Here is a 23,467-nt window from a genome sequence, read left to right as displayed (position 1 = left end):
GAAACTTCTCTCGTTTTTTGTATAAAAGCAAATCTATTGCTTCAACTATATATTTTTCAAGGTTTTTGTTGTTTAAATCCCAGTTGATTGGAAGCGGAAAACAACAGCTATGTTTAATAAACCATTTAATTAATAAATTGTTGAAATAGTTGATTCACCTTTTTAGCCACTTCTGGATTTGTTATTTTTGCGACACTCTTAAGTAGTTTCGTCCTTTCTGATGCATCAAAAATATTAACTTGTTTATTCTTTAGCAATGATACAATTTTTTCGGCTTGAGCAGAGGTAATAGAAATATTATATTGACTTGCATAATTCATGAGATCCTTTTTAGTTATTCGATTCAGTTGGCCATTAATAACTTGCTGTAAAATGTTCATAATCGTGCCTCCTTTTCGTAATCATTTTACGAAATGGCTTACAAAAAGGTGTCAATTCAACTTGTACCTTTTTACAATTGGTACGAATGTTGGTCTAATCAAAGCATTAAATACAATATCTTGTTTTCAATGCCATTGATAGGGTAGGATGTTCACGCTATATCATTTACATTTTTTCAGTTGTAAGTTATACTATCCAGATGATGAGTAAATCGTAATCATTCTTAAAGTTGGTGAAGTTAATGGAACAATTACACGTATTAGACATTCGGAATCTTTCTTTTCAATATAACCATCAAACTGTACTTGATGAAATCAACCTGACAATACCTAAGGGAGCGTTTATGGGGCTAGTAGGACCTAATGGTTCAGGGAAATCTACATTATTAAAATGTATTTTGGGCCTCCTAAAACCATCAATTGGTGAACTTTATTTGTTCGGTGAGAAATCATCGGATTTCCATGCCTGGCACAAGGTTGGTTATGTGTCTCAAAAAGCTAATAGCTTTAATACTGGCTTCCCCGCTACTGTATTTGAGGTTGTTTCAACAGGATTAGTTTCAAAGCTTGGATTATTTAAACGTATGAAAAACGGTGATAAACAACAGGTACATGAGGCTATAAAGTCTGTGGGAATGGAAGAATTTATGAACCGTAATATTGGAGAGCTTTCTGGGGGACAACAACAACGAGTCTTTATTGCTAGAGCGCTTGTAAGTGGTCCAGAATTTCTAATTCTTGATGAACCTACTGTTGGAGTGGACACGCAAAATGTTCAAAATTTTTATAACCTGCTTGAGAAGTTAAATAAGGAGAACGGGATTACGTTACTGCTTGTCACACATGACATTGGGACTATAACGGATAAGGTAACTCATGTGGCTTGTTTAAATCGTCATCTTCACTTTCATGGAAAAACGGAAGAGTTTGAGAAGGAACAAACGAACCTTTCTCAATTTTATGGTCATCATGTTCATGTATTATCTCATGATCATGGAGGATGTGAAAAATGCTAGAGGGATTATTTTCTTATGAATTTATTCAGAACGCTTTTATTGCTGGGATACTTATTGGCTTACTTGCACCATTGTTGGGTGTTTTCATTGTTGTTAGAAGGTTAGCCTTAATTGCTGATGGCTTAAGTCATATTACACTTGCAGGAATAGCAGCTAGTTTATTATTAGAAAAAAAGGTTTCTGTGTATGCGTTAAATCCTCTATATATGGGTATGCTCTTTTCTGTAATTGGGTCTTTGTTTATCGAAAAGTTAAGAAAAGTATATAAATATTATCAAGAATTAGCGATTCCTATTATATTGTCTGGTGGAATAGGGTTAGGTGTTATTTTAATATCACTTGCAGATGGGTTTAATACGGATTTATTTAATTATTTATTTGGAAGTGTAAACGCAGTAAGTCGTTCAGATATGTATACCATTCTAGTTATTACCTTTCTTGTGATAATGGTTATTTTATTGATATATAAAGAGTTATTTACACTTTCTTTTGATGAAGAACATGCCATTGCGGCAGGAGTAAAGACGAAGGTTGTTAATTTTATTTTCATCATAATGGTAGCCCTTGTAATTGCTGCATCAATGCGAGTGGTAGGTATTTTGTTAGTATCATCCTTAATGACACTACCTGTTGCAGCCAGTATTCGTCTTGCTACTGGCTTTAAACAGACCATTGTATTATCGATTATTTTTGGAGAGATTGCTGTAATAGGTGGGTTGTTTTTGTCTTATTATTTAAACTTAGCACCCGGTGGAACCATTGTCATGCTTTCGGTCCTACTATTACTTGTAGCAATTCTTTCTCAGAAATGGAAGGTGAGAACGGCAGTATGAATGTAAAAGATGCGCTTTTGTTATTAAAAGAAAAGGGATACAAGCATACAGATAAACGCGAAGAAATGTTAACAATCTTTGCTTCTGTCAATAAATATTTGACTGCAAAGGATATTCTTGAATCAATGAAGGATGACTACCCTGGTTTAAGCTTTGATACTATTTATCGAAATCTTTCGTTGTTTGCAGAAATGGGGATTTTAGAAGCAACAGAATTAGAAGGGGAAAAGCACTTCCGTTTTAAATGTGCGACACATGAACATCACCACCACTTTATTTGTATGGATTGTGGTGTTACAAAAGAAATCAAAACGTGTCCCATGGATCTCGTGCCTGTTGATTTTAAGGGGTATGACATAACTGGACATAAGTTTGAGGTGTATGGTAAATGTCCGAACTGTGTTTAGAAAGAGGGTCCAGTAACAGGACCCCTATACACTCAGGCTGTCGAGAAAGTCTCGTCAGCCACTTTTTACTTTCTATCACAAAATAAAATTTGTTGTATTGTATATCTCATTTATTCTAGAAAAATGTGGGAACTTCCGACAACATTTCCAAGGAGTTCTCAAAGACATGTTGAAGAGCATTTGCTAGTGAAATGTCTAAGAGAGGAGTTCTCGAGGAGCCTTTCGAACATGAGGGGTTTTTCTACAAGCAAAAAAAACCACAGATGTGGTTTTTATTTTTTTTCTGTAAAGTAGTAATTGACCCAGTTATTCGCTTCCTGCCAGTTATTAACGCGGATAACATTTTTATGAATGGGATCTTGATTATAAGGAGCATTAAATAAAATAACAGGAATATCACATTCTTCTCCAATATCACAAGCATTATCATGCTTATCTTCAAAGAAGACATCGATATTATGCTTTTTAACGGCGTCAAGTTTGTCATGTTTTCCAATTAATTCAACATGGTGAAAAGGGACTTTATTTTCCACAAACCAACGATGAGTAACATCTTTATAAAGATCATTACGAGCACTTATATAAATTAATTGATGTTGTTTTTCCCATTCAGCTAATACGTGGAGAGCATGGTCGACTAGTGATGCATTTCGATAAATATCATGCTCATGAACGATCATCCATTCATAAAATTCCTTACTCGTAATGCCAATAACTGTTGCTAGGTCATATACAGTAAGATCCTTTAACGTTAGGTTCAAATTAAAGGAATGATTAATATAAGGAATAAATGTAGTAGGGCATGTGATTGTACCATCAATATCTATTCCAAGCCTTTTGTTGTTCGCCATAATGTACCTCTTTTCCTATTAGGCATTCCTGTATAAGTGTACCACAACTATTATATTTTTTTTACTTTGATCTTTTTGTGGTAACTTTTTAGATAAACATGAAATTATTAACACCCATAATTTTGCTATAGACTCTCATACTAAGAATGCTCCTTATCCAAGGAAAGCGAGGGATTCAGAATGGCAAACGAATTTAGCAACGATGAAGAACTTGTTAATGAAGTCAATGAAAATGGAAATCCGATTAATGTAGATGCATATACCAATAACAATATTCCGATTGTAGATCAAAACCTGGACAATGAATATGATGTAGAGTCTACGCCAATAAAGAATTCATTGCGTGATGAGGAATATGCGGCTGAGGTTGCACCTAACATTGTTGACTTCAATCGCCGTAACGAAGCCACACGTGATGTTGGAGCTATTAATACAGCAGAAACTAACGTAGATGATGTGACAGGTGGCAGAGGTATTGGTGGACTTGCGTTGGCACTTTCAATCCTTTCATTATTTGTTCTACCCATTATTCTAGGAGCAGCGGGGATCATCATTGGATTTGTCGCAAGACGAAGAGGAGCAACTGCTTTAGGTTCATGGGCAATTGGTATAGGGGCAGCTTCTATTATTGTCGGTATTTTTATATTGCCGTTTTTTTAAACGGGATAAAAAAAGAGCTTGGCACATTTACTGTGCTAAGCTCTTTAACTTTTCTTCGGCTATCTTATCAATTTCCTTCTTTAATTCCTCAACCATAGTTGCTTCTGGAACTTTCCTAACAATTTCTCCATGTCGGAACAGAAGACCTTCTCCACGAGCACCAGCAATACCTATATCCGCTTCCCTAGCCTCACCTGGTCCATTTACGGCACATCCTAAAACAGCTACTTTAATAGGTGCTTTAATTTTTGAAATGTATTCTTCCACTTCATTTGCGATACTAATTAAATCAATCTCAATTCGACCACAAGTTGGACAAGAAATGAGCGTGGCTGCATTAGCGGCTAAGCCAAATGACTTTAATAACTCCCTTGCAACCTTTACTTCTTCAACTGGATCAGCGCTTAAAGATACACGAACTGTATTTCCAATGCCTTTACTAATAATTGCCCCAAGTCCTGCAGCACTTTTCACAGTTCCTGCAAACAATGTTCCAGACTCTGTAATCCCTAAATGCAATGGATAATCAAACGCTCGAGCTGCTTTATCATATGCTTCAATCGCTAAATTAACATCAGAAGCTTTCATAGAAACAATGATATCATGAAAATCGAGATCCTCAAGGATTTTGATATGATGAAGAGCACTTTCTACCATTCCATCTGCTGTTGGATAGCCGTATTTTTCAATGATTCGCTTTTCTAGAGACCCAGCATTAACTCCAATCCTAATTGGAATTCCTTTTGCTTTCGCTGCATTTACAACCGCCTCTACCTTTTCTTTACGTCCAATATTCCCAGGGTTTATTCTGATTTTATCTGCTCCGCCTTCAATCGCTTTTAGGGCAAGCTTATAATCAAAATGAATATCTACAACAAGTGGAATAGAGATTCTCTTTTTTATTTCGGAGATGGCATTTGCTGCACGTTCGTCTGGACATGCGACCCGAACTACTTGACAACCAGCTTCTTCTAATCGTTTTATTTCTGCAACTGTTGCTTCAACATCATGTGTTTTTGTTGTTGTCATACTTTGAATGACAATTTCATTATTACCACCTATCGTTAAATTACCGACTTTGACAGGGCGTGTATTTGAACGATGCACTATTTCAGCCATTATATCGCTCCTTTTAGCTATAAGACCTAATCCAAGCTTTTAATTTGAAACCACATATATTGTAACAATCAATAAGAATTCGTGACAAGTTTTTTAATTATTTCTTATATAAGGGAATTTTATATGTTTTTCCAATTTGGATTTTTTCTGGATCCATTTCATCATTGAGCTTCTTAAAATCTATAATAACAGTAGGAATAGAAACGGGTAAATTCCCTTCCAAATGCTGTTCAAGTATTGAAAGAACAGTATCACCAGGCTTTACTTTGACTTCTATAAAATGCTCGGTAGGTATAGGAGTGTGGGTGTTTATTTCGTTATCCCCACTAGCAGCAATTACTTTTGAAATAGGTAACGTTCCTGTTTTTAAATCATAATAGACACTATATATAAGTAATGAAATAATAAGAAATAATGTCAACTTTTTCATTATTATTATTATCGCCCCTTTTATTAATAATCGTTTGATTCTTTCAAACGGGTTTACTTACACTTATGCTTGTCCAAGTGAAATATTCCAAAAATAATATAGTTGTAAAAGGAAACTTTTTGTTAACCTAAATCGTATATAAGTAAAAAAATGTAGGAGAGTGGGAGAATGGAAATTTTACAATATCCTTCTATTGGTTTTTTTGTTCTATTGATAGGGACATTATTTATTGTGGGAGAAATGCTGGTTAAAACGAGAGGAATTTTCGGATTAATTGGAATCGGCCTTGTCTCAATTTATTTTGTCTTTCATATATCAGGAGAAAATATCGTATGGATAACCGTTTTATATATCATAGGACTGTTTCTTGTTTTTATAGATGGGAAATTTATTAACGATGGTACAGTAGCCATCATTGGTCTAATACTTATGGTCACAGCTGTTGTGATTCCTGCACCTTCTGTCGTTTATGGGATTCTCTCTGCATTTGGATTATTAATTGGAGCGAGCCTAGCTCCTCTGCTATTAAAGGTGTTCCCTAGCAGGGATATGTGGAACAAAATGGCACTAAAGGACAGGTTAACTTCAGAAGAAGGGTATAATTCAATCAACACATCCTACCAATCCCTTGTAGGAAAACAAGGAGTAACGGTTACTCCATTTAGGCCGGTGGGTACAATAGATATAGAGGGAAAACATTATAGTGCTATCACTGATGCTAGTTGGTTAGAGGTGGGGACAACTATAGAAGTAATAAAAGTAGATGGAACAAAAATTGCTGTTAAAGGGATTGAAAAGTGAAACGCCCTTTAACAGCATATGGCTACTTTATCTTTTTAGCTGGAATTTCTTTTAAAGCAAGGAAAAGCATGACTATAGACACAAGCCAGTAAACTCCATATGAGGAGATGACCGTTATTTTTAATAATTCCATGATCGTTAGAAATGTTAGTGGTAATGTAATGGAGTATGCACTCATTGCCCAAAGGCGTCTATAAGGTAGTTGCTTTTGAACTATTCTTACAAGGGTAAGACCTATCAGGGCTAGTAAAGAAATCTCGATAAATTTAACTCCAGCTGCCAAAATATAAGAGGCAAGGATAATAAGAGCAATGATAATAGGTTGAATTGCTAAAAAAGATTGAACAAAAGACAGAATGGTTAGCTTATTTATAGTCATGCTTTCTAGCATATCGTAAGGAATGGTTTGAGTTGTGGTACCAAAATGATAAGCAAATTCATGTTTGAATAATCCAATGCTTTTATTGAACGAACTTAAGTCAATCCTTGACTGTTCAGTAGGATCAAATACGATAGTAAGGTCTTGGTGAGTGAATGTAGTAGGCTCAGTAACAGATGAGACTAACTCACCATTTTGGATAGAAAAATCAGGTATTGCCTTTTCGATCATTTCATCAAGATCATTTGTTACTTGAACAAGCTCATAGCTTGAGTAAATCGACGAGGGAATAATGGATAAAAGTGATAAAAGAAATACATATAAAATGGTTTTTCCTATCGTTTGAAACCGCAATTTTGCTATATCTTTTGGCGAGTATAAACTTCTTGAATATTGCTTGAAAATTGTCATTTTAAAATCCCCCAAGAAAAAAGTGTCACCTTATTGTATATTACTCAGTAATACCTTCACAAGGAAAAGAGGAATTTAAGAATGGAAGTTATTTATTGGATTATTATAGCTCTACTATTTATAGGATCGTTCATTGGACTTGTATATCCCATCATACCAAGCCTAGTATTGATTGTTTTAGCATACTTAGTATATGGATTTGTCTTTACATTTGAAGCATTAGGGATTGTCTTTTGGATAATTCAAGGCATGTTTATCACGCTGTTACTTATAGCAGATTACATTGGAAATCTTTTTGGAATCAAGAAGTTTGGTGGTTCTAAAGCTGCTGGTTGGGGAAGTACGATCGGTTTGCTCGTTGGGCCATTTGTCATACCGTTTTTAGGTATTATCCTAGGTCCATTTCTTGGTGCTATTTTAGCTGAGTTAATTGTTGAACGAAAGGATTTTATATCCTCGATTAAGGTTGGAGTAGGCTCAGTAATAGGGTTTTTAAGCAGCACGATTGCTAAATTTTTTGTACAGGTCATTATGATCATCCATTTTCTATTCATTGTATTATAAGGTTTATGGAAAGAGAATAAAAGGTTGAGTTTATTAAATCTCCTATTGAGATATTTCCGAATAGGGAATACAATTCTGTTCATCACTATAGTACTGTATTCATTACTTTAACAACAAAATAAATATTATTTTTTGTATAAATGTTTGTTACTTTCATTTTCGGGTAAAATAGCTACGTGCAAGTAAGCGTATTAATTGAAAGACTGAGTTTATTTTGGTAATGTTAAATTAAACCATGAACATTCATTGTTCATAAAAAAATGCTACATAATTAAGGGAGGATTTTATCATGGCAAAGTTTGAATTACCTGAATTACCATATGCATATGACGCTCTTGAGCCTCATATTGACAAGGAAACAATGAATATTCACCACACAAAACATCACAATGCTTATGTAACAAATCTAAATAATGCGTTGGAAGGAAATGAAGAGTTACTAAGCAAGAGCATTGAAGATTTAGTGGCTAATTTAGATGCTGTTCCTGAAGCAGCTCGTACAGCTGTAAGAAACAATGGTGGTGGACACGCAAATCATAGCTTGTTCTGGACTATTCTTTCACCAAATGGTGGCGGTGAGCCAACTGGTGATCTTGCGTCAGCAATTACAAATAAATTTGGAAGTTTTGATAAGTTTAAGGAAGCTTTCGGAGTAGCTGCTGCAACTCGTTTTGGTTCAGGTTGGGCTTGGCTAGTGGTTTCTAATGGCGAACTTGAAGTGACAAGTACTCCTAACCAAGACACTCCATTAATGGAAGGAAAAACACCTATTCTTGGATTAGATGTTTGGGAGCATGCTTATTATTTAAATTACCAAAACCGTCGTCCTGACTATATTGCTTCTTTTTGGAATGTAGTTAACTGGGATGAGGTTTCTAAATTATACTCGGCTGCAAAATAATGAAACGAAACCGGTGTACATAGTACACCGGTTTTTTTATAAGTTAAGAAGTTATAAGTATCTGGTGTTTAGTTTCTACGATGTTACCGCTAAATCCAGCTCCAGCACCCAACCAAAATGAAATGGTAACGATCTTGGCCATTTCATCCTACTCGAGGGAAAAAGAAAAATCACTTTTCCCTTGGTCAAATAACCTGTCATGAATAAAAGGGAACACAACCCTTTCTTCCATGACAGAACACTTGCTCTGCCTTAGGCTAAACGGGGCACCCTTAGTCTTTTGTTCTCTAATTGGTTCAATTTTTGAGCGTACAAACATTGGAACAATAACAGCTACTCTCATTTTGTTTACAAATTTTTTTAATCTCAGCTGCCACTCGACTTAATTCATCAATGGTCGCAAATTGTGTTTCTTTATTCGTAACAACAGCAATCGAAATCGCTACAAGTGGGATATTCTCCGTAACTCCAAGACGATTTTTTGCAAGAACAAATCCTCGTTTATATATTTCATCTGTATACATGTCCTTGATCATTACATTAAACTGATTGATGATTGCCTCACAAATAATTTGAAATTCGTAACTATGTAATATCACAATAAAATCATCGCCACCAATATGGCCTATAAACGTGCCTGTGTCAGCTTTAGATAAAACAGTCTTTGAGATAAGGGTGGCTGTTTCTCGAAGCAATATATCACCTTTATTAAAGCCGTAGGTATCATTAAACGTTTTAAAGTGATCTAAGTCTAAATAAAGAACACTAAATTCCTTTTGATACAAGATTTTTAATAAATTTTCCTCAATAATCTTATTCCCAGGTAGCCCCGATAATGGATTTGTGTATTTAGCAATTTCTACTTGAATTTCTGCAAATTTTACAAGTAATGTTTTGATACTAACAATTCCAAAGAAAAGGTTTTCTTTCTTCACGATTACATAGTCATAAAGGTGTTCTTGTTCTCTCTTCATGGCATTATTACTTGTATCCGTTATAGGAGAATAGTAGTCAACAATAAGTGGTTTTTTGTCCATAATTAGTTCAACGGATCTGCCCATGAATAAATCGAGGCCATATCTCAAAGCTAACTTTTTATAAAACATGGATTTCATAATAAGACCAACTGGATTGCGTTCAAGATTAATGACAACAATACCTTCTATATGTGGATTTTCTTCAAAAAGTGCATGTGCATCGGCTCCGATAGAATGAGTGAATACACTCGGTACGTTCTCTGCGATTTCACCAATATAGGTTAACATAAACATTACTCCCTGCAGCCATTTTCCTTAATCCTACTATTACTTTTTACCTAAACCTTATTTTACAGGAACGAATCGAGAAACGAATATTAAGTGTTTGTAAATTTTCCTATATTTGTTACTCTTTAACACTGTATAGGATATTTTTAGATTCCTTACATATCTCTCTTCTTTTTAGGAAAAATATTGGATAGACAAAAAGGGGAGAAAGGATATGAAAATAAAAAAAATTATAGGTGATGTAGAGGTAAATAAAGACTTAATTTTTCTACTTTTTATTGGTGGTTTATACTCCTTAAGTATTGCACTATCAAATACATTCGTGAATGTTTACTTATGGAAACAGTCTGGTGAATTCTCAGATATTGGATTATACAATTTATCGATTGTACTACTTCAACCGTTGACATTTATTTTGGCTGGAAGATGGGCGAAAAAAATTGATCGTGTTATTGTACTAAGACTCGGGGTAATATTTTTAGCAGCATTTTTCTTAACCGTTTTATTTATAGGGGAGCGTGCTTCCGATTTTATTATCCTTCTTGGCGGGGTATTGGGAGTAGGGTATGGATTTTATTGGCTAGCATTTAATGTATTAACGTTTGAAATAACTGAACCTGAAACAAGAGACTTTTTTAACGGCTTCCTTGGTTTACTATCTTCCTTTGCAGGTATGATAGGTCCGATATTAGCCGGTTTTATTATTTCAAGGATGGAAAAGTTTACTGGGTATACTGTTATTTTTACCATTTCCTTAGTTCTTTTTTCAGGTGCAGTTGTTTTAAGTCTTTTTCTAAAGAGAAGACCAGCAAAAGGAACATTTGATTTTATACGGATCATCAAGGAACGAAAGAACAATAGAAATTGGAAATTGATAACAAGAGCACATTTTTTTCAGGGATTACGTGAAGGAACATTTATCTTTATCATTTCTGTTTTTGTGTTTATTACGACCAATAGTGAGCTTGCTCTTGGAACGTTTGGATTAGTTAACTCCGCAGTTGCTTTTGTTTGTTACTATATTGCAACTAGACTAATCAAACAAAAATATAGAAAAAAATCAATAATGGTAGGAGGTTTTCTCTTATATGCTGCGATTTTCTTAATTGTGTTTGACCTAACTTACTCACGTTTGATTATTTATGCAATTGTCATAGCAATTGCCTATCCATTGCTCTTAGTACCGTATATGTCGTTAACTTATGATGTTATAGGACAAGGCTGGAATGCAGCTAAGATGAGAATCGAATACATTGTTGTAAGAGAACTCTTTATAAATAGTGGGAGGGTTGTATCTATTTTGTTGTTTTTATTTTCCATCACGTTTTTTGATGAGAAAAAGAGTATCCCGATTTTGTTAATGATTCTCGGGGCTGGCCATGCTGTCATTTATTTCTTTGTTAGACATGTATATATTGATCCAAAGGAACGAAATCATTCTGCCTATTCATCTACAATCTCTCAAAGGAAGCTTAACGATGGAGAGGGAGGCTCAACTGTTTAATCACCATTTCACGATTAATTGTTGCTTGAAAAAAGGGGACTACCATGGGGTATCTCTTTTTTTTGGGTAAGAAGCAAGATTAATATAAAGCAAGGTGACGATCATGAAAAACAAAAAGAAAAAGAATCCAATTCCATTAAGGCTTAATATCTTATTCTTCATTGTCTTTTTACTGTTCTCATGCTTAATACTTAGGCTAGGTGTTGTTCAAATTGTCTATGGTGAAAACTATAAAAAAGAAATAGAACGTACAGACAATGTAACAGTTCATACACCTGTACCTCGAGGCAAGATACTTGACCGCCATCAAAGAGTTATGGTTGATAACCTTCCAGTTCATGCGATCACCTATACGGCAATGAAGGGAATAAGTGTGAGCGCAAAGCTTGAAATTGCAAATAGACTTGCTGACATCATTGAAAAAGATACAACTGATCTAACCGTTCCTGATTTAAAGGATTATTGGATCTTAACAAAACCTGAATTAGCAGAAAAAAAAATATCAAATGAAGAAAAAAAACAATTACGAGTACAAGGTTTTGATGATCGAGCTCTTTATAAGGAACTTTTAAACAGGATAACAGAGGAGGATCTAGCAGCTCTTTCCGAAAAAGATATGGAAGTGGCCGCAATAAAACGAGAATTTGATAAAGGGTATGCGCTAATCCCACAAATCATCAAAAAGGAAGGGGTCACTAAAGAAGAACTCTCAATTGTGAGTGAGCATTTATCTGTTCTGCCTGGCGTGGATATCACGACAGACTGGTTAAGGGAGTATGTGTTTGGTGATACTTTAAAGTCCGTGCTTGGATCCACCACTAGCTCGGATGAGGGAATACCTAGGGAAAATTTAGACTTTTATTTAGCACGAGATTACGCCTTAAATGATCGAGTAGGAAAAAGTTACATAGAACAGCAGTATGAGGATGTTCTTAGGGGACAAAAAAAGAAAATACAAAACGTTACAGACAAGACAGGCCATTTGCTCAATACTCTGGTTATCTCAGAAGGACAGCAAGGGAGTGATGTCGTGCTAACAATTGATATGGATCTTCAACTAGCTGTGGAAAAAATAATAGAGGAGGAATTACTTAAAGCGAAAAGGCTAAGAGGAACTGAACTATTAGAGAGTGCATTCGTTGTGATGATGGATCCTAGTACTGGTGAAATTCTAACTATGGCAGGTAAGCAAATAAAGAAGAAGCAATCAGGAAAATATGAGATGTCTGACTACGCATTAGGAAATATAACGACAGGATATGAAATGGGCTCTGCTATAAAGGGAGCAACGGTGTTAACTGGGTATGAAACAGGTGTTATACATCCAGGTACTGTAATGGTCGATGAACCAATTAGGCTAAAAGCAACACCTACTAAGGCATCCTATGTAAACATGGGGAGAGTAAGTGATCTAACCGCATTAAAGAGATCATCCAATGTTTATATGTTTAAAATAGCGATGCTTCTAGGAGGTGCTTATTATCATCCTAATATGGCACTTGTTCTAAAGGATGGTACGTTTGAGAAAATGCGCAATTACTTTAGCCAATTTGGGCTAGGTGTTAAAACGGGTATCGATTTACCGAATGAGTTTACAGGATATACAGGAGTTAGTAATCGAACCGGCTTTATTCTTGATTTAGCAATAGGTCAATATGATACTTATACCCCAATGCAATTGGCTCAATATGTATCTACTATTGCGAATGATGGATTTAGGATGAAGCCTCATTTGGTTAAGGAAATTGTAAATCCAAGTATGGACGAAAATCAAGCTAGTCAAATCGTTCATTCTATACAGCCTGAAGTAATGAATCGTATTGATATGGATCAAAAACATATTGACCGGGTTCAAGAGGGATTTAGACAAGTTATGCAAGAAAGGGGGGGGACAGCAGCAAATTTTTTCAAAGACAAATTTTATAAACCAGCAGGCAAAACAGGGACAGCCCAGGCTGTATATTGGGGACAGAATAAAGAAAAACATGGCTCAAGCACCTATAATTTAACGCTTGTTGGTTATGCTCCTTTTCATCAACCAGAAATTGCATTTGCTGTTGTCGTTCCATGGGCTCATTCCAAAGACAATGAAAATAATATAAATAAGGAAATAGGAGAGAGAATCTTAGACACATACTTTGAATTAAAAGCACGTAAAGCTAGATAATCTGCTAATTTAAGAAAAGTGGTTAGTATTAATCGTATATGTTTAGCCATAATAAAGGTAATCTATAGCAATAAAATACATTTTTCAGCATGAATTTACAAAACCTTTACAATTGATTAAAACAAGGTTAATACTGAGCAGTTATTCTAATACTCGTAGGACAAAACAACCAACCAAACTCTTAGGGGGAATTAAAGAATGAAAAGCTTAAAAAGCTTACTTTTACTTTTAGTAATGACTGCTCTTGTTGTATTTGCTGCAGCATGTGGTGGAGCTGACGAAGAAACTACAAATACTAACGAAGAAACTGGTACAGAAAACGCAGAGGGAACAGATGCTCAAGAAGTAACTGAACTAGAAGGAAGCGTAGTTATCGACGGTTCTGGTACTGTATATCCTTTCATGGCTAAGATGGCTGAAAACTATATGACAAATGAGCAGGAAAATGTTTCTGTTGAAGTAAGTCGTGCAGGGACATCTGCTGGTTTTAAAAAGTTCTTAGTTGAAGATGGAACAGACTTCAATGATGCTTCTCGTCAAATCAAGGAAGGTGAAGCAGCTACTGCAAAAGAATTAGGAATTGAAGTTCAAGAACTAAAAGTTGCTTTAGACGGTTTAACATTCGTTATTAACAAAGAGAATGATTGGGCTACTGAATTAACAGAGCAAGAAGTAATTGATATCTTTTTAGCAAGCGCTGGAAAGAAAAACTGGTCAGACATTCGCCCGGATTTCCCAAATGAGCCCATTGTTACAATGGGACCAAACGAAAACCATGGAACTTATGAGTTTTTCTGGGAAAAAATTCTAGAAGAACAAGATTTAGTAGAGGGTATTAACCTACAACAAGACTACTCAACTCTAGTTGACTTAGTGTCAAAAGAAAAGAATGCTATCGCTTTCTTCGGATATGGATACTATGTAAACAATACTGATAAATTAACGGCTGTAAAAGTTGACTTTGGTAACGGCCCAGTAGAACCAACGTTAGAGACAATTGGTGAAGGTGAAAGTTTCGCGTATGGTAATTTTACTCGTCCTGTTTTCACATATTTAAACGTGAACCATGCTAAAGAAAAACCGCAAGTGTTAGACTATGCAATCTACACAATGGAAAATGCACAAGATGTAGCGAAGGAAACTGGATTTGCACCATTAACAGATGCTGAAATTCAATCGTATCTTGATGCACTAAATGCATTGAAATAATAACTATTCGTAACTTCTTTGTACGATGAAGGTGAGAAGTGTAAACTTCTCATCTTCTTATGTGTTTAATCTGGATGATTTATTATTTCTCCTTACACAATAAGGATGAAAGGGGTTATATAAACTTGGATAAGTCTATGGCTAGAGATAAAGAGAAAGTCAATGTTAGAGAGCTAATCGAACAAAATAGGCGGACATTTACTATTACAAGTATGGTAGAAAAGTTTATGCCTAAACTTCTTTTAATTATTGCAATTATTTCAATTTTAACGACTATTGGTATCTTATTTACATTGTTATCGGAAACCATTGCCTTTTTTCGTGAGATACCGTTTATAGAATTCTTCACAGGCACTGTCTTAAAACCTCTAGGTGAGAATGCGCAATTTGGTGTTCTTCCTTTATTGACGGGTACAATCATTTCGTCTGCTATTGCAATGCTAGTTGCCATTCCAATTGGACTAATGACGGCAATCTATTTAAGTGAATACGCATCTGAACGAGTTAGAAAGGCATTAAAACCATTATTGGAAATCTTAGCTGGGATTCCAACAATCGTTTATGGTTTTTTTGCCTTTACATTTGTAACCCCATTATTACGATCTTTCATTCCAGGCTTAGAGCCTACGAATATTCTCAGTCCAGGTATAGTAATGGGTATCATGATTATTCCGATGGTTGCTTCTTTATCAGAGGATGCTATGAGCTCTGTTCCGAATTCAATGAGAGAAGGGGCTTTAGCACTAGGCGCAACAAAACTTGAAGTAACCTGGAAGGTTGTTGTACCTGCAGCTATATCTGGGATAGTGGCATCATTTGTGCTTGGAATTTCCCGAGCAATCGGAGAAACAATGATTGTTACGATTGCAAGCGGAAGCTCGAAGAATTTCACCTTTGATATTACACAGTCTATGCAAACGATGACAGCTTATATTGTGGAGGTTACGGGCGGGGATGCACCTGCTGGCTCTACTTTATACTATAGTTTATACGCGGTTGCCATGACATTATTTGTCTTTACTTTAATTATGAATCTACTTGCACAATATATCTCTCGTAAGTATAGGGAGGAATATTAAAATGAAATATGTTGATTCTGCTCAAGTAAAAAAGAACATGGGTTCAAGGTTATTTATCAATAATTTTGCAAAATTTATTTTCTTACTTGCCACTCTCTTTGGACTAGTAGTGTTAGTAACCTTAATATATAGAGTATTTACAGACAGTATTGGATGGATTGATTTTAACTTCCTAACGAATAAACTATCAACAGATCCTGAAAAAGCTGGTATTATGGGCGCTATTACTGGAACATTGTGGTTAATGGTCGTAGTCGCACCTGTAACGATGTTTTTGGGAATTGGAACGGCGATTTATTTGGAGGAGTATGCCAAAAAAGGCCGGCTACAATCCTTTATTCAAACAAATATTCAAAATCTAGCTGGTGTTCCATCAATTGTATTTGGAATATTAGGCTTAACAGTCTTTGTAAGAGGACTAGACTTAGGTTCAGTTATTTTAGCGGGTGGATTTACAATGTCTCTTCTTGTTCTTCCAGTCGTTGTTGTAGCGAGTCAAGAGGCAATTCGAGCAGTGCCCCAATTTTTACGTGAAGCTTCGTATGGAATGGGTGCGACAAAATGGCAGACGATAAAAAATGTCGTTCTTCCGGCAGCCATCCCTGGTATTTTGACTGGTGTAATATTGGCTCTTTCTCGTGCTATCGGTGAAACAGCTCCACTTGTTGTCATAGGAATTCCAGCCTTATTAATTCCTCTACCAGATGGATTAATGGATAAATTCACCGTGATGCCTATGCAAATATACTATTGGACGATCGATTCAGCATTAGTAGCGGAATATGCAAACCTGGCTGCTGCTACAATAGTTATTCTTTTATTAGTTTTATTTATCATGAATTCGATTGCAGTCATTATACGAAATAAGTTTCAGAAAAGATATTAATTGGATGGAGGGGTTATCATGGCCGTTATTTCTGATAGAGAAAAGCAGTTAACAGAGGCAACGACAAAAGCAGTAGATTCAGCTAATAAAAATCAAACGAAGAAAATCGTTTATGATACAAGAGATTTAAACCTATGGTACGGAGAAGACCAGGCTCTAAAAAATATAAACCTGGCTATTCATGAAAATGAGGTTACTGCCATCATTGGTCCATCAGGATGTGGAAAATCAACTTATATAAAAACCTTGAATAGAATGGTTGAGCTAATTCCAGTTGTTCGGATCTCCGGTGACATATTATATCGAGATAAAAGTATTTTAGAAAAATCATATAAAGTGGAAGATTTAAGAACACATGTTGGAATGGTCTTTCAAAAACCAAATCCTTTTCCAAAATCCATATATGAAAATATTACGTATGGTCCTAAGATCCACGGTATCCGGAATAAGAAAGTCTTGGATGAGATTGTCGAAAAAAGCTTACGAGGAGCTGCCATTTGGGATGAGGTAAAAGACCGGCTTCATGAAAATGCATATGGTTTATCTGGGGGACAGCAACAACGTTTATGTATTGCACGCTGCTTAGCAATCGAACCTGATGTTATTTTAATGGATGAGCCAACTTCAGCACTTGACCCAATTTCTACTTTGAAAGTGGAAGAATTAATACAAGAACTAAAGAAAAACTATAGTATCATTATCGTAACCCATAATATGCAGCAAGCCGCTCGTATTTCAGATAAAACAGCTTTCTTTTTAAATGGCGAAGTGGTGGAATATGGAGCAACTGACAACATATTTTCTAATCCGAATGATAAAAGAACTGAAGATTACATCACAGGAAGATTTGGATAATATTATTTTGTCAGCATAAAAACAAGGTAGGTGTCCTTATGACAGTACGAGAAAGATTCCAGGTTGATCTTAATAAACTTCGTGAAATGCTTTTAGAACTAGGTAAAATGACTGAAACAGCCATTGAATCATCGATGACGGCACTTCTTGAAAAAGATATTGAAAAAGCTTTACATGTTATCGAAAATGATAACCGGATTGATAAGCTTGAAGAAGAAATTAACGACTTTGCTATTCTATTAATTGCAAAACAATCACCTGTAGCAGTCGATTTAAGAAGAATTATGGTTGCACTTAAAATTGCCGCTGATATTGAACGTATGGCCGATCATGCTGTTAACATTGCTAAATCAGTTATCCGTATAGGAGCAGAAAGCCTTATTAAACCACTTGAGGATATTCCAAAGATGCATTGTCTTGCACTTGAAATGCTTAGGGAATCATTAAAAGCATACAATGAGCAAGATTTGATACATGCTAAAAAGGTTTCTGAGATTGATGATAAAGTTGATGAAATGTATGGAACGATCACTAGTGAGCTATTATCAATGATGCCCCATCATCCAGAACAAATAGCACAAATTACACAACTAGCTTTTGTTGCAAGGTATTTAGAAAGAATTGCTGATCATGCTACGAATATTTCAGAAAATATCTTTTTCTTAGTGAAAGGACAGCACTACGATTTAAACGAATAATACGTAAAAAACCCTAGCGTATTAACATTTGCTAGGGTTTTTGCTATTTAAACGAAAGAAATTGTTGTTAAGAAGGACACACTGTAAGAGTAAAACATAGTCCATATAAGGGCAAATAATGTGGTTCCTGCTAATTGCTTCTAATGACCTGTAATCATTGCTGCAATTTCTTCCACTGTCATTTTGTTATTTACATGAAAGGTACCAATCTGAACAGATCCTTCCCAATTTCTCTTCTTTAAGTATTCTTCGAATTGTGTAGCACTATTAATAATCTTAACTTCCTCTAGCCGTTTACTTACTTGAGTAGTTGCCATCCCGGATTTGATTTCCAACGTATATGATAAAATCTCATTTGGTTCTACCTGTGTATCTTCCGTCATGTTCTCCTCATTTTGAGCATGTGCAGAACTTTGATTTTTTAAGTTTTCTAAGTCCAGTTTCACTTGTTCTAATTCATTAGAGGCTTCTGTTAAACGTGTATATTCTTCTACAGTGATTGAAGTTTGTCCACTTTGTTCTAAAAACTGTGTTACTTCTTCACTGGATATGGTGAAATCGCTTGTCTCTTTTTCAGTAACAGAAGTGTAAAGAAAATATGAAAGAATTGTAGTAGTCAATATAATACCAAACGATAGACCGCGTAAAAAACCTTTGCTCATTGTTAAACCTCACATTTCGTATTGAAAATACCCTACTTCTTTAGTGTTCTCTTTAATTCTTCATCATTAAATAACAATTCTTCTTCTAATATAGATAATCTTTTCTTCAACTGATAGTTCTCTTGCATAACGTTTAATGATAATTGTTCTAATTGTTCTTCTAGATCATTTATTTTATCTCGTTTAAAGAAAGACAAAAATAACAATAGTATTGCAAAAGAGAGAAGACCGATTATTACATATTCCATAGGCTCACCTCATACTGTTTCCAATTTCTTTTTCCTCTTTCTTTTATACCATATACAGTCTTAAAACTGAATGAGTTTCTTCTTATTTCATATTATTAACTACTTTCTAAAAAAGAAAAGGACCGATTAACAATGAATGTAAATATCCTTAAAGTAAAGAATAGTCATATTGAGACATAAAGATAAGGAGTGATTACCGATGAAAGAAGATAAAGATATGATTGAAGTTAACCTTAACCTATCAGGTAAAGAAAAAGTCCACTCAGAAAGTAATATTTTTGATAATGAAGCGACGAGAGCGAATTCAAAAATAAATGATGAGTTCTATCATGGCAATCGAAATAATTCAGGAATCTCTCCGGCATTATTGTTAAACAATGCCCCATTAGTAGATACAAATGATCAATATATTGACGAATAAGAGCAATGTGAAATTGCTCTTTTTTGTTGAGAAGAGTAATAATAAGTCGAATTAATTCAATAGAAAAGTCTTTGTAAGCGGTTATTTGAAAATAATAGACCCCCTGTATGAAGTTGGTTCTAGTACTCACATGTTCCGACAAAATGTGTTCATTGTGAGAGAAAAAAGGGAGTGTTAAGATTAAATAGAACATAGGGTTACTATAACACTTATATTATACTTTGGGGGTGATACCATGATTACAGAGATCATTAAACTGCGTGATAGCGGATTAAGTTTTCGAGAAATTGCTAAGGAACTGAACTCAACAGTAGGAAAAATACACTATCAATGGGTCAAATACCATAATCAGCTCGAAGAAAAAATTCACACTCATTTTCATACACAACAAGAAAGCCTACCAAATAAGTGGAGCCTCCCTTTTTCATATGAGATAGACAAAATGTATGCTTTACCTAAAAATTCCACAACTATTTACCTATATTGGGAACTTTCCTTGGTTCGGTTGGATTTTATTAAACATCATTTCAAAACGAATTGGAATCGCATGGCTAAGTGTATAAGGATTTCAGATATTACTGGAATCGAATTTAATGGTGGAAATGCCCATCGGTACTGTATCATTCCAATTCCTGAAATGACGAATAACTGGTTTGTTACGGATTTAGAACCTAATCGTACTTATATTGGTGAATTAGGAACAAGTTTGCCGGAGGGAGCATTTTTTACTTTACTACGATCTAATCCTATTGACACACCTCGGAATTCTGAAAAACAGACAGGTGTATATAAAGAAAGTGTAATTAAATGGAAGACAGGTGAATCCTCAAGTCCAGATTGGCTCGAAAGTTTTAGTACTTATTCTTATTACGAAGGCTTGAAATAAGGGGGAGTATGATGAATTATATGTATGCTTCATTCGTTTTGCATGCGCACTTACCTTATATAAGACATAAAGAAGCGAATAGACTAGAAGAACGATGGCTGTATGAGGCCATTACTGAAAGCTACATTCCTCTTCTATGGCAGCTAGAAAAGCCAGATCATCATCATAATTGGACTATTTCTTTTTCACCTCCACTAATGGAAATGCTTGCAGATACACTTATTCAAAGAAGATATCTACACTATCTTGATAAGTCAATGGCACTAATTCAATTAGAAAAAGAACGAGCACAAACAGACCGTGAACAAGAAATTGTAAGATTTTATGAAGAGCGATATATAAAAGTAAAAGATACCTTTATCAAATGGCACCAAAACATTTTAGAAGGGTTCAAACATTTTTACGATATAGGTAAAATTGATTGTATCACATCTTCAGCCACACACACGTTTTTACCTTATTTACAGACAAAACAAGGAGTAAGCATGCAAATAAAGCATGGAATCTCAACTTTTGAACGGTACTTCGGAGTGAAACCGAAAGGGTTTTGGTTGCCGGAATGCGGCTTTACTCCTGGAATTGATAAGCTATTACATCTTGAAGGAATTCGTTATACATTTGTGGACGAACATACTATTCGTTGTGCGGATCCTACACCTTCAAAGTCAATCGGTGCACCCCTTTATTCACCACATGGTATTGTTCTATTTCCAAGAAATCAGGAAATCACAAATATGGTTTGGAGCTCAAGTACTGGATATCCAGGAGATTATGACTACAGGGAATTTTACAGAGATATTGCATATGATCGAGAAATGGATTATATATTGCCATTTATTCATCCTGATGGTATTCGTGTTGATACAGGATTAAAGTTTCATCGAATCACAGGAAAAACAGAAGGAAAAGATTTATATGTGCCAAAGTGGGCAAGTGATAAGGTAAAACGTCATGCAGATCATTTTGCATCCGTTCTTGAAGGTCATAAAGATTGTAAAGGAGACCAGTCGTTTCCACCTTATCTTGTGACGTTACCATTTGATGCTGAATTGTTTGGTCATTGGTGGTTTGAAGGTCCAGAGTGGCTTCATGAAGTGATTAGTCGTACAATCAATCAGGTCGAATGGATTACTCCATTGGAGTTCATAAATAGACATTATCAGGATTTAGAAACAGCTCATGTTTCGTTTTCGACTTGGGGGAGAGATGGCTATGGTGATGTATGGCTGAATGAATCGAATGAATGGATGTACCGCCATATGCATGAGATGGAAAGAAGCTTGATAGCGATTGTTAGTGATTCCCCTATACAGGATGAGCTTACTACCTTTGCATTGCAACAGCTAACAAGAGAGTGGATGCTTGCAACAAGTAGTGATTGGGCGTTTATTCTTGATAACAATAGTGCAAGTGAGTATGCAACCAATCGCTTTAAAGAGCATGTACAAAGATTTTACTATCTACATGACAAAGTGAAACATAATATGATTACAGAAGAACTGGTGATGAAGCTTAAAGGAGATTATCCATTCTTACAAGAGATTGATCTAACCCCACTACTTTCTGAGCATGACCAATACATAATAGATAAAAGACAGAGAAAGAGTAATAAAAACAAAAAGGTTGTCATGCTAACATGGGAATTTCCTCCTAGAATTGTAGGGGGGCTAGCGCGTCATGTGTGCGAACTCGCAAAAACATTAGTTGAACAAGGAATGGATGTGTATGTTCTTACAACGAATGATCAAAATACAATCAATTATGAAGAATACGAAGGAATTCATGTTTACCGGGTACCTGCCTATCAAAGAGAGCAAACAGAATTTTTGCATTGGATAGGGAGCATGAATTTATGCCTGTTAGATGAAGCAATGAAATTAGCGCAACATATTCACTTTGACTTGATTCATGCCCATGATTGGTTAGTATATTCATCGTCTGTTACTCTAAAAAGCTTATTGAATATCCCATTGATAACGACAATACATGCAACCGAGAACGGGAGAAATCAAGGGATTTATACATCTATACAAGTCGACATACAAGAGATGGAAATCGATTTAATAAGGCAATCTGATAAGGTGATTGTATGTAGTGATTTCATGAAGAAAGAAGTGATTACACTAGAGAAGTCAGTAGAATCAAAAATATGTGTAATTCCAAATGGAGTGGATCAAAGTTTTCTTGAGAATAAAACGGAAGAATCGAATAGACTGCCACTCTATAACCAAACCGATGATCAAATCGTTTTTTCAATCGGAAGAATGGTTCCTGAAAAAGGATTTGAAACAATCATCGATGCTGCTCCAATGGTGTTAACTAAATTTACAAATGTAAGATTTATTTTGGCTGGAAGTGGACCATTAGAGAAAAAGTATGATGATCTAATTCAGGAACGAGGCTTACAAGAACGGATTCAACTAGTTGGGTTTGTGAATGATAAAGAGCGAAATGAACGATTGCGAACTTGTGTGATGGCTGTATTTCCAAGTACCTATGAACCTTTTGGAATCGCTGCATTGGAAGCAATGATTGCAAAAAAACCAGTCATTGTATCTAATACAGGGGGTCTCACAAGCTTTGTTCAAAATGGTATTACCGGTATAACTGTAGAGCCAGAATCAAGTGAAGAACTTGCAGAAGCAATCATAGCACTGCTTTCAAATCCGAGTTTGGCCGATAAAATCGCACAAAATGCGCAACAAGTTGCAATCGAAGAGTATAATTGGGATCATATAGGTGTGAGAACGGTATTGTTATATCGTGATATACTAAACAAAGACGCATTAACTGTTACTTAAAGAAATAAACTCCATTTCCCCCTAAAAATAGACT

At 35.3% G+C, this 23,467-nt stretch carries 25 protein-coding genes; 17 read left to right on the top strand and 8 right to left on the bottom strand.

The annotated features are described in order from the left end of the window. Positions 1–125: 125 nt before the first annotated feature. On the bottom strand, positions 126–380 hold the full coding sequence (locus tag ACFSCX_RS08350; protein WP_377927737.1) for a DUF2624 domain-containing protein: 255 nt from the start codon (positions 378–380) through the stop codon (positions 126–128). Between the two features lie 242 nt (positions 381–622). On the opposite strand from ACFSCX_RS08350, the gene ACFSCX_RS08345 reads away from it, so the two are divergent. The 3 genes from ACFSCX_RS08345 to ACFSCX_RS08335 are packed head-to-tail and all read left to right on the top strand — an operon-like array spanning position 623 to position 2,636. Then, positions 623–1,396, top strand: coding sequence for a metal ABC transporter ATP-binding protein (locus tag ACFSCX_RS08345; RefSeq protein ID WP_377927736.1), 774 nt, complete (start codon positions 623–625; stop codon positions 1,394–1,396). Next, on the top strand, positions 1,390–2,229 hold the full coding sequence (locus ACFSCX_RS08340) for a metal ABC transporter permease (RefSeq protein ID WP_377927734.1): 840 nt from the start codon (positions 1,390–1,392) through the stop codon (positions 2,227–2,229). The genes ACFSCX_RS08345 and ACFSCX_RS08340 overlap by 7 nt, the downstream gene beginning before the upstream one ends. Further along, a complete protein-coding gene (locus ACFSCX_RS08335) occupies positions 2,226–2,636 on the top strand; it encodes a Fur family transcriptional regulator (protein ID WP_377927733.1) in 411 nt (136 codons plus the stop codon). Before ACFSCX_RS08340 ends, ACFSCX_RS08335 begins: the two co-directional genes overlap by 4 nt. Before the next feature lie 272 nt (positions 2,637–2,908). Here the strand turns inward: ACFSCX_RS08335 and ACFSCX_RS08330 are convergent, their stop codons facing one another. Further along, positions 2,909–3,487, bottom strand: a complete 579-nt coding sequence (locus tag ACFSCX_RS08330) for a hypothetical protein (RefSeq protein ID WP_377927731.1) — start codon at positions 3,485–3,487, stop codon at positions 2,909–2,911. Positions 3,488–3,667: 180 nt separating this feature from the next. On the opposite strand from ACFSCX_RS08330, the gene ACFSCX_RS08325 reads away from it, so the two are divergent. Beyond that, positions 3,668–4,147 carry a DUF4190 domain-containing protein gene (locus tag ACFSCX_RS08325; protein WP_377927730.1) on the top strand — a complete coding sequence of 160 codons (480 nt, stop codon included), beginning with the start codon at positions 3,668–3,670 and terminating at the stop codon, positions 4,145–4,147. 27 nt (positions 4,148–4,174) lie between these two features. Here ACFSCX_RS08325 and ispG read toward each other — a convergent pair whose 3' ends face one another. After that, positions 4,175–5,266 carry a flavodoxin-dependent (E)-4-hydroxy-3-methylbut-2-enyl-diphosphate synthase gene (gene ispG / locus ACFSCX_RS08320; protein ID WP_377927729.1) on the bottom strand — a complete coding sequence of 364 codons (1,092 nt, stop codon included), beginning with the start codon at positions 5,264–5,266 and terminating at the stop codon, positions 4,175–4,177. Positions 5,267–5,363: 97 nt separating this feature from the next. Next, entirely contained in the window at positions 5,364–5,696 is a 333-nt protein-coding gene (locus ACFSCX_RS08315) for a LysM peptidoglycan-binding domain-containing protein (RefSeq protein WP_377927728.1), read from the bottom strand. Between the two features lie 168 nt (positions 5,697–5,864). Between ACFSCX_RS08315 and ACFSCX_RS08310 the strand changes: the two genes are divergently transcribed. Further along, positions 5,865–6,497: an NfeD family protein gene (locus ACFSCX_RS08310; RefSeq protein WP_377927727.1), complete on the top strand. Its 633-nt coding sequence runs from the start codon at positions 5,865–5,867 to the stop codon at positions 6,495–6,497. Positions 6,498–6,519: 22 nt separating this feature from the next. Here ACFSCX_RS08310 and ACFSCX_RS08305 read toward each other — a convergent pair whose 3' ends face one another. Then, the gene (locus ACFSCX_RS08305) at positions 6,520–7,287 is read right to left on the bottom strand and encodes a DUF1189 domain-containing protein (RefSeq protein ID WP_377927726.1); all 768 of its coding nucleotides are present in this window, start codon (positions 7,285–7,287) and stop codon (positions 6,520–6,522) included. An 81-nt stretch (positions 7,288–7,368) separates the two neighbouring features. On the opposite strand from ACFSCX_RS08305, the gene ACFSCX_RS08300 reads away from it, so the two are divergent. Continuing rightward, positions 7,369–7,851 carry a DUF456 domain-containing protein gene (locus ACFSCX_RS08300; protein WP_377927725.1) on the top strand — a complete coding sequence of 161 codons (483 nt, stop codon included), beginning with the start codon at positions 7,369–7,371 and terminating at the stop codon, positions 7,849–7,851. A gap of 289 nt (positions 7,852–8,140) precedes the next feature. Continuing rightward, complete coding sequence (gene sodA / locus ACFSCX_RS08295) at positions 8,141–8,752, top strand: superoxide dismutase SodA (protein WP_377927724.1); 612 nt, start codon at positions 8,141–8,143, stop codon at positions 8,750–8,752. A 296-nt stretch (positions 8,753–9,048) separates the two neighbouring features. Here the strand turns inward: sodA and ACFSCX_RS08290 are convergent, their stop codons facing one another. Continuing rightward, positions 9,049–10,017 carry a GGDEF domain-containing protein gene (locus tag ACFSCX_RS08290; protein WP_377927723.1) on the bottom strand — a complete coding sequence of 323 codons (969 nt, stop codon included), beginning with the start codon at positions 10,015–10,017 and terminating at the stop codon, positions 9,049–9,051. Between the two features lie 214 nt (positions 10,018–10,231). Here ACFSCX_RS08290 and ACFSCX_RS08285 point away from each other — a divergent pair, with 214 nt between their 5' ends. From ACFSCX_RS08285 to phoU, 7 genes are all read left to right on the top strand, one after another. After that, positions 10,232–11,521, top strand: coding sequence for an MFS transporter (locus ACFSCX_RS08285; RefSeq protein WP_377927722.1), 1,290 nt, complete (start codon positions 10,232–10,234; stop codon positions 11,519–11,521). 103 nt (positions 11,522–11,624) lie between these two features. Further along, the gene (locus tag ACFSCX_RS08280) at positions 11,625–13,688 is read left to right on the top strand and encodes a peptidoglycan D,D-transpeptidase FtsI family protein (protein WP_377927721.1); all 2,064 of its coding nucleotides are present in this window, start codon (positions 11,625–11,627) and stop codon (positions 13,686–13,688) included. A 198-nt stretch (positions 13,689–13,886) separates the two neighbouring features. Beyond that, positions 13,887–14,897 carry a PstS family phosphate ABC transporter substrate-binding protein gene (locus ACFSCX_RS08275; protein ID WP_377927720.1) on the top strand — a complete coding sequence of 337 codons (1,011 nt, stop codon included), beginning with the start codon at positions 13,887–13,889 and terminating at the stop codon, positions 14,895–14,897. 137 nt (positions 14,898–15,034) lie between these two features. Further along, on the top strand, positions 15,035–15,976 hold the full coding sequence (pstC, locus tag ACFSCX_RS08270; protein ID WP_377927867.1) for a phosphate ABC transporter permease subunit PstC: 942 nt from the start codon (positions 15,035–15,037) through the stop codon (positions 15,974–15,976). 1 nt (position 15,977) lies between these two features. Then, a complete protein-coding gene (gene pstA / locus ACFSCX_RS08265) occupies positions 15,978–16,862 on the top strand; it encodes a phosphate ABC transporter permease PstA (RefSeq protein ID WP_377927719.1) in 885 nt (294 codons plus the stop codon). A gap of 18 nt (positions 16,863–16,880) precedes the next feature. Then, the gene (gene pstB, locus ACFSCX_RS08260; protein WP_377927718.1) at positions 16,881–17,717 is read left to right on the top strand and encodes a phosphate ABC transporter ATP-binding protein PstB; all 837 of its coding nucleotides are present in this window, start codon (positions 16,881–16,883) and stop codon (positions 17,715–17,717) included. Positions 17,718–17,755: 38 nt separating this feature from the next. Then, positions 17,756–18,415 (top strand): phosphate signaling complex protein PhoU, encoded by a 660-nt coding sequence (gene phoU / locus ACFSCX_RS08255; RefSeq protein ID WP_377927717.1) that lies wholly within the window; start codon positions 17,756–17,758, stop codon positions 18,413–18,415. Between the two features lie 140 nt (positions 18,416–18,555). Here the strand turns inward: phoU and ACFSCX_RS08250 are convergent, their stop codons facing one another. Both ACFSCX_RS08250 and ACFSCX_RS08245 read right to left on the bottom strand, forming a co-directional pair. After that, positions 18,556–19,077, bottom strand: a complete 522-nt coding sequence (locus tag ACFSCX_RS08250; RefSeq protein WP_377927716.1) for a hypothetical protein — start codon at positions 19,075–19,077, stop codon at positions 18,556–18,558. A 32-nt stretch (positions 19,078–19,109) separates the two neighbouring features. Then, positions 19,110–19,325 (bottom strand): hypothetical protein, encoded by a 216-nt coding sequence (locus ACFSCX_RS08245; RefSeq protein ID WP_377927715.1) that lies wholly within the window; start codon positions 19,323–19,325, stop codon positions 19,110–19,112. A gap of 199 nt (positions 19,326–19,524) precedes the next feature. On the opposite strand from ACFSCX_RS08245, the gene ACFSCX_RS08240 reads away from it, so the two are divergent. The 3 genes from ACFSCX_RS08240 to ACFSCX_RS08230 all read left to right on the top strand — a co-directional run bounded on the left by ACFSCX_RS08240 (position 19,525) and on the right by ACFSCX_RS08230 (position 23,433). Continuing rightward, the gene (locus ACFSCX_RS08240; protein ID WP_377927714.1) at positions 19,525–19,746 is read left to right on the top strand and encodes a hypothetical protein; all 222 of its coding nucleotides are present in this window, start codon (positions 19,525–19,527) and stop codon (positions 19,744–19,746) included. A gap of 235 nt (positions 19,747–19,981) precedes the next feature. Then, positions 19,982–20,632, top strand: coding sequence for a DUF4912 domain-containing protein (locus ACFSCX_RS08235; protein WP_377927713.1), 651 nt, complete (start codon positions 19,982–19,984; stop codon positions 20,630–20,632). An 11-nt stretch (positions 20,633–20,643) separates the two neighbouring features. Then, positions 20,644–23,433, top strand: a complete 2,790-nt coding sequence (locus ACFSCX_RS08230) for a 1,4-alpha-glucan branching protein domain-containing protein (protein WP_377927712.1) — start codon at positions 20,644–20,646, stop codon at positions 23,431–23,433. The last annotated feature ends 34 nt before the right edge of the window (positions 23,434–23,467 follow it).

This window comes from Bacillus salitolerans, from assembly GCF_042680805.1.
GTDB classification, from domain to species: Bacteria; Bacillota; Bacilli; order Bacillales; family SA4; genus Bacillus_CJ; species Bacillus_CJ salitolerans.
This window is presented reverse-complemented; position numbering and strand designations above follow the sequence as displayed.

Excerpts from the sequence above, each read along its gene's own strand:
- ACFSCX_RS08350 (WP_377927737.1), bottom strand. The coding sequence starts at position 380 with ATGAACATTTTACAGCAAGTTATTAATGGCCAACTGAATCGAATAACT.
- ACFSCX_RS08345 (WP_377927736.1), top strand. The coding sequence starts at position 623 with ATGGAACAATTACACGTATTAGACATTCGGAATCTTTCTTTTCAATAT.
- ACFSCX_RS08340 (WP_377927734.1), top strand. The coding sequence starts at position 1,390 with ATGCTAGAGGGATTATTTTCTTATGAATTTATTCAGAACGCTTTTATT.
- ACFSCX_RS08335 (WP_377927733.1), top strand. The coding sequence starts at position 2,226 with ATGAATGTAAAAGATGCGCTTTTGTTATTAAAAGAAAAGGGATACAAG.
- ACFSCX_RS08330 (WP_377927731.1), bottom strand. The coding sequence starts at position 3,487 with ATGGCGAACAACAAAAGGCTTGGAATAGATATTGATGGTACAATCACA.
- ACFSCX_RS08325 (WP_377927730.1), top strand. The coding sequence starts at position 3,668 with ATGGCAAACGAATTTAGCAACGATGAAGAACTTGTTAATGAAGTCAAT.
- ispG (WP_377927729.1), bottom strand. The coding sequence starts at position 5,266 with ATGGCTGAAATAGTGCATCGTTCAAATACACGCCCTGTCAAAGTCGGT.
- ACFSCX_RS08315 (WP_377927728.1), bottom strand. The coding sequence starts at position 5,696 with ATGAAAAAGTTGACATTATTTCTTATTATTTCATTACTTATATATAGT.
- ACFSCX_RS08310 (WP_377927727.1), top strand. The coding sequence starts at position 5,865 with ATGGAAATTTTACAATATCCTTCTATTGGTTTTTTTGTTCTATTGATA.
- ACFSCX_RS08305 (WP_377927726.1), bottom strand. The coding sequence starts at position 7,287 with ATGACAATTTTCAAGCAATATTCAAGAAGTTTATACTCGCCAAAAGAT.
- ACFSCX_RS08300 (WP_377927725.1), top strand. The coding sequence starts at position 7,369 with ATGGAAGTTATTTATTGGATTATTATAGCTCTACTATTTATAGGATCG.
- sodA (WP_377927724.1), top strand. The coding sequence starts at position 8,141 with ATGGCAAAGTTTGAATTACCTGAATTACCATATGCATATGACGCTCTT.
- ACFSCX_RS08290 (WP_377927723.1), bottom strand. The coding sequence starts at position 10,017 with ATGTTAACCTATATTGGTGAAATCGCAGAGAACGTACCGAGTGTATTC.
- ACFSCX_RS08285 (WP_377927722.1), top strand. The coding sequence starts at position 10,232 with ATGAAAATAAAAAAAATTATAGGTGATGTAGAGGTAAATAAAGACTTA.
- ACFSCX_RS08280 (WP_377927721.1), top strand. The coding sequence starts at position 11,625 with ATGAAAAACAAAAAGAAAAAGAATCCAATTCCATTAAGGCTTAATATC.
- ACFSCX_RS08275 (WP_377927720.1), top strand. The coding sequence starts at position 13,887 with ATGAAAAGCTTAAAAAGCTTACTTTTACTTTTAGTAATGACTGCTCTT.
- pstC (WP_377927867.1), top strand. The coding sequence starts at position 15,035 with ATGGCTAGAGATAAAGAGAAAGTCAATGTTAGAGAGCTAATCGAACAA.
- pstA (WP_377927719.1), top strand. The coding sequence starts at position 15,978 with ATGAAATATGTTGATTCTGCTCAAGTAAAAAAGAACATGGGTTCAAGG.
- pstB (WP_377927718.1), top strand. The coding sequence starts at position 16,881 with ATGGCCGTTATTTCTGATAGAGAAAAGCAGTTAACAGAGGCAACGACA.
- phoU (WP_377927717.1), top strand. The coding sequence starts at position 17,756 with ATGACAGTACGAGAAAGATTCCAGGTTGATCTTAATAAACTTCGTGAA.
- ACFSCX_RS08250 (WP_377927716.1), bottom strand. The coding sequence starts at position 19,077 with ATGAGCAAAGGTTTTTTACGCGGTCTATCGTTTGGTATTATATTGACT.
- ACFSCX_RS08245 (WP_377927715.1), bottom strand. The coding sequence starts at position 19,325 with ATGGAATATGTAATAATCGGTCTTCTCTCTTTTGCAATACTATTGTTA.
- ACFSCX_RS08240 (WP_377927714.1), top strand. The coding sequence starts at position 19,525 with ATGAAAGAAGATAAAGATATGATTGAAGTTAACCTTAACCTATCAGGT.
- ACFSCX_RS08235 (WP_377927713.1), top strand. The coding sequence starts at position 19,982 with ATGATTACAGAGATCATTAAACTGCGTGATAGCGGATTAAGTTTTCGA.
- ACFSCX_RS08230 (WP_377927712.1), top strand. The coding sequence starts at position 20,644 with ATGAATTATATGTATGCTTCATTCGTTTTGCATGCGCACTTACCTTAT.